The 3899-nt window shown below is 66.5% G+C and carries 4 protein-coding genes and 1 pseudogene; 2 read left to right on the top strand and 3 right to left on the bottom strand.

Annotated features, from left to right (window positions below; translation table 11 throughout):
* Positions 1-84: 84 nt before the first annotated feature.
* Positions 85-792 carry a carbonic anhydrase gene (locus tag QMX82_RS25390; RefSeq protein WP_208693218.1) on the bottom strand — a complete coding sequence of 236 codons (708 nt, stop codon included), beginning with the start codon at positions 790-792 and terminating at the stop codon, positions 85-87.
* Between the two features lie 531 nt (positions 793-1323).
* On the opposite strand from QMX82_RS25390, the pseudogene QMX82_RS26210 reads away from it, so the two are divergent.
* Positions 1324-2223, top strand: a pseudogene (locus QMX82_RS26210) (MCP four helix bundle domain-containing protein); the annotation flags it as partial.
* Positions 2206-3078 carry a methyl-accepting chemotaxis protein gene (locus QMX82_RS26205; RefSeq protein ID WP_423814999.1) on the top strand — a complete coding sequence of 291 codons (873 nt, stop codon included), beginning with the start codon at positions 2206-2208 and terminating at the stop codon, positions 3076-3078. The pseudogene QMX82_RS26210 and the gene QMX82_RS26205, both read left to right, overlap by 18 nt.
* Before the next feature lie 42 nt (positions 3079-3120).
* Here QMX82_RS26205 and QMX82_RS25380 read toward each other — a convergent pair whose 3' ends face one another.
* Together QMX82_RS25380 and QMX82_RS25375 are read right to left on the bottom strand one after the other, a co-directional pair.
* A complete protein-coding gene (locus QMX82_RS25380; RefSeq protein ID WP_282288725.1) occupies positions 3121-3243 on the bottom strand; it encodes a hypothetical protein in 123 nt (40 codons plus the stop codon).
* 159 nt (positions 3244-3402) lie between these two features.
* Positions 3403-3899: methyl-accepting chemotaxis protein (locus QMX82_RS25375; RefSeq protein ID WP_282288724.1), on the bottom strand; the 497-nt coding region annotated here is incomplete at its 5' end.

Below are 3899 nucleotides of genomic sequence, written 5' to 3'. Positions count from 1 at the left end.
TTGTGTTTAAGAGACAGGTTATGGAGCCGGGCCGTGCGACCCGTCGCGGGGCGGCCAGCCGGCGAACCGGCTGGCCGCGGTGGATCAGGCCGGTTGCAGGCGCGGACGTGGGGTGGCGACCGGCATGTTTTCGCCATCCAGGGGCAGGAAGCGCTCCTGCTGGGCGTCGTACGCCTTGATCTCGCTGGTCTCGATGGAATAGACCCAGCCATGGATCTGCAGCTGACCGCTGGCCAGCCGCGACGCCACCGAGGGATGGGTACGCAGGTGGACCAGCTGGGCCACCACGTTTTCCTCGGTGAGGAAGCCCAGGGTGCCACCGTGGCCGCAGTCGCAATGGCCATGGTCTGCGACCACGGTGCGGGCGACCTCGGCATGGCGCAGCCAGACCTTTACCGTCGGCATCTTCTCCAGCGGATCGGGATTGAGCACGGCCTTCATGGCGCCGCAGTCGGAGTGGCCGCAGATGATGATGTGCTTCACGCCCAGGGCCACGACCGCGTACTCGATGGCGGTGGAGACGCCGCCGTTCATCTGGCCATAGGGGGGCACCACGTTGCCGACGTTACGGGTCACGAACAGATCGCCTGGCGAGCTCTGAGTAATCAGTTCCGGGACGATGCGCGAGTCGGCGCAGGTGATGAACATGGCCTTGGGCGACTGCGCACTGGCGAGTTTCTTGAACAGCGCTTCCTGTTCGGGAAAGACGTCCTGGCGGAAACGCTTGAAACCATCGACCAGCTGCAGGAGGGCCTCGTCGGGTGCGCCGAAGGTATCCGTGTTGTCGCTCATCTGTTTCTGACCTCTTCTCAAGTACGCAATGGCAGCGGCAAGCGCTGGTTAGTGGCTAGACGCCCCCTGGCATCGCCTCGATACGCCCCGGCCTTCTGGGACTCCGGTGGCTTCATTGTCTGGCGGTCCATCGCGTATTCGGGCGGCGTCCTGGTACCCGGTCACTCAGTTTGGTGACCACAACCTTAATCCACGCTGAAACAATAGCTCGTGACAGACAACGCAGAAGATATTTCAAACTTATACTGAGATCATCCCGCCATTATCGCTGCACGATCAGCGCTTTTAGCCCTTTTATCGACACGAAGCCTGAATTTCGCCGCCGAATCGCGCTTTTCCCCGTGAAGAAAACGTGAATCGCGATAGCCGAGCAGATTTCCTTGGCGATCAGTGGGTTGCGAGAGATGTGCAAAAATGTGAACACAATGCCGCTGGGGGAAATCGAGCGTCTTTCGCCCACTTTGCATCCAGCCTGTGATCTGCGGCACAGTGCCGCAGCCTAGACCTTTCGCCAGACTTTCAATAGTCCCGATGCCCTATAGGACAAGGGTTTGCGGTCTTTGCTCGAAAGGGGCGGAGAAATCCGGTCCGACCGGCCGCCTCAGGATTTGCACGGTGCGGTCGATAGCGGGGGCCTTCCAGGCTCAACGGAAACTCTCCATGTCCTTTCGCAACCTCTCCATCGCGCGGCGTGCCACCCTTGGTTTCGCCTTTATCGGTCTGCTCCTGCTGCTGCTCGGCGGTACCGCCCTGGTCAAGATGAACGACATCCGCGCCTCGGGCCTGGCCATCGAAGACCGCGCCATGCCTCGCGTGGCCGCGCTCGACGAGCTGACCGCCCTGACCCTGCGCCTGCGGGTGCTGTCCTATCGCCTGCTGCTCAATCGCGAGCCGGAGATCATCGCCAAGACCCAGGCGCTGTTCCAGCAGCGCAATGGCCAGATGCGCGCCGCCCAGCAGCGCTACGAGGCGCTGATCCAGTCTGACGAAGAGCGCACCGCCTACAGCCGCTACGGCCAGCTGATCGCCCAGTACGATGGACTGCAGCAGCGCATGCTGGCGTTCTCCACCGCCGATCAGCTGGAGCCCCTGCGTCGCCTGCTCAACGAAGACCTGCTGGCCAACTCCGATGCGGTCAACGGCGTGCTCAAGCAACTCACCGACCTGGTGGATCAGCAGACCGCCGCGGCCAACGCCCAGTCCGCTGCCGACTATGGCCATGCCATCCAGTGGCTGGTGCTGCTGCTGGCGGCCACCGCGCTGCTGACCGTGGTCTTCGCCTGGCTGCTGATTCGCAGCATCACCCAGCCCATCGCCCGCGCCGTGCAGGCCGCCGAGGTGATCGCCACCGGCGATCTCAGCCAGGAGATCCACAGCGAAGGCCGCGACGAGGCCGCGCGCCTGCTGCAGGCCATGAAGACCATGCAGGGCCAGCTGCGCCAGACCCTGCAGGGCATCCTCGGCTCGGCCACCCAACTCGCCTCGGCAGCGGAAGAACTCAATGCCGTGACCGATGAATCCAGTCGCGGCCTGCAACGCCAGAACGCCGAGATCGAACAGGCCGCTACCGCGGTGAACCAGATGTCGTCGGCGGTGGACGAGGTGGCGCGCAATGCCGTCAATACCTCCCAGGCCTCCCAGGAATCCGCCGGTGTGGCCCGTGACGGCCGCGACCTGGTGCAGGAAACCGTGGGCGCCATCGCCACCATGAGCGACGACGTCCAGCACGGCGCCACCCTGGTGGGCGATCTGGCGGTACAGGTCAACGACATCGGCAAGGTGCTCGACGTGATCCGCAGCGTCGCCGAGCAGACCAATCTGCTGGCGCTCAATGCCGCCATCGAGGCGGCGCGCGCCGGTGAAGCCGGCCGGGGCTTCGCCGTGGTGGCCGACGAGGTGCGGGCCCTGGCCCATCGCACCCAGGAGTCGACCCGCGAGATCGAGACCTCCATCGGGACCATCCAGCAGGGCACCGAGCAGGCGGTGGCGGCCATGCGCAGCAGCACCGAGCGGGCCCAGTCGACCCTGGAGGTGGCGCGCGGCGCCGGCCATGCCCTGGAGCGCATCCATGGCGCCATCGGCGGCATCAACGAGCGCAATCTGGTGATCGCCAGCGCGGCGGAAGAGCAGGCCCAGGTGGCCCGCGAAGTGGATCGCAACCTGGTGAACATCCGCGAGTTGTCGGTCCAGACCGCCGCGGGTGCCGAGCAGTCCAGCGCCGCCAGCGCCGAGCTGTCGCGCCTGGCCGTGGACCTCAATGGCCTGGTCACGCGCTTCCGCCTGTGAGCCAGGCGGGCCCGGCCGCTTCGGTGGCCGGCCGCTGCGGCCCTAGCCGGGAGCGAGCAGTTGCAGCACGCCGGTCAGCAGCACCAGCAGACCCAGGGGCGAGGCGAGAAAGGACAGCAGCAGGCACCTCAGGCGAGGGCCGCGCGGGGTAGGGCAGGTCGTCATGACGTCAGGCAGCTCCGTGGCGAGAACGGGCGCCACGCCGGGCGCCCAGGGCCAATTTTCTCCTGTAGCGGCGGCGACGTCATGCCAAGAAAACGTAAAGTTGGGTAAAGCCGCGGCGCTCCCCGGGATGCCTGTTCCCGGGGGTGGCCACGTGGCGGGTCAGACGCGGAAGCGCGCCGCCAGGCCGTGGATCTCGCGGGTCAGCGCGACCAGCTGGCGACTGGAGGTCTCGATCTGGTCGGCGCCGCGCTTGGACACGCCCGCCAGTTCGCGGATGTTGATCAGGTTGCGATCCACCTCCCGCGCCACCTGGGCCTGTTCCTCGGCGGCGCTGGCGATGACCAGGTTGCGCTCGTTGATGTCGCCGATGGCGACGAAGATGTGCTCCAGGCTCTGGCCGGTGCGCTCGGTGGTTTCCAGGGTGGTGCCGGCCAGGGTGTTGCTGCGCTGGATGGCGGTCACCGCCTGACCGGTGCCGGTCTGGATGTTGCCGATCATCTGCTCGATCTCCAGGGTCGACTGGCGGGTGCGCTGGGCCAGGCTGCGCACCTCGTCGGCCACCACGGCGAAGCCACGGCCGGCGTCGCCGGCGCGCGCCCCCCCGCTGGGGGGCGGGTTGGCCCCCCCCGTTGTGTGGTCGGGGCCCCCCCCGGTGA

Source organism: Pseudomonas sp. PS02302, from assembly GCF_029959585.1.
Lineage (GTDB): Bacteria > Pseudomonadota > Gammaproteobacteria > Pseudomonadales > Pseudomonadaceae > Chryseomonas > Chryseomonas aestiva.
Note: the sequence above shows the minus strand (reverse complement) of the source record. Positions and strands in the feature narration are given on the sequence as shown.

Bases quoted from the DNA above. Each gene is read 5' to 3' on its own strand.
- QMX82_RS25380 (WP_282288725.1), bottom strand. From the start codon at position 3,243: ATGACGACCTGCCCTACCCCGCGCGGCCCTCGCCTGAGGTGCCTGCTG.
- QMX82_RS25390 (WP_208693218.1), bottom strand. From the start codon at position 792: ATGAGCGACAACACGGATACCTTCGGCGCACCCGACGAGGCCCTCCTG.
- QMX82_RS26205 (WP_423814999.1), top strand. From the start codon at position 2,206: ATGAAGACCATGCAGGGCCAGCTGCGCCAGACCCTGCAGGGCATCCTC.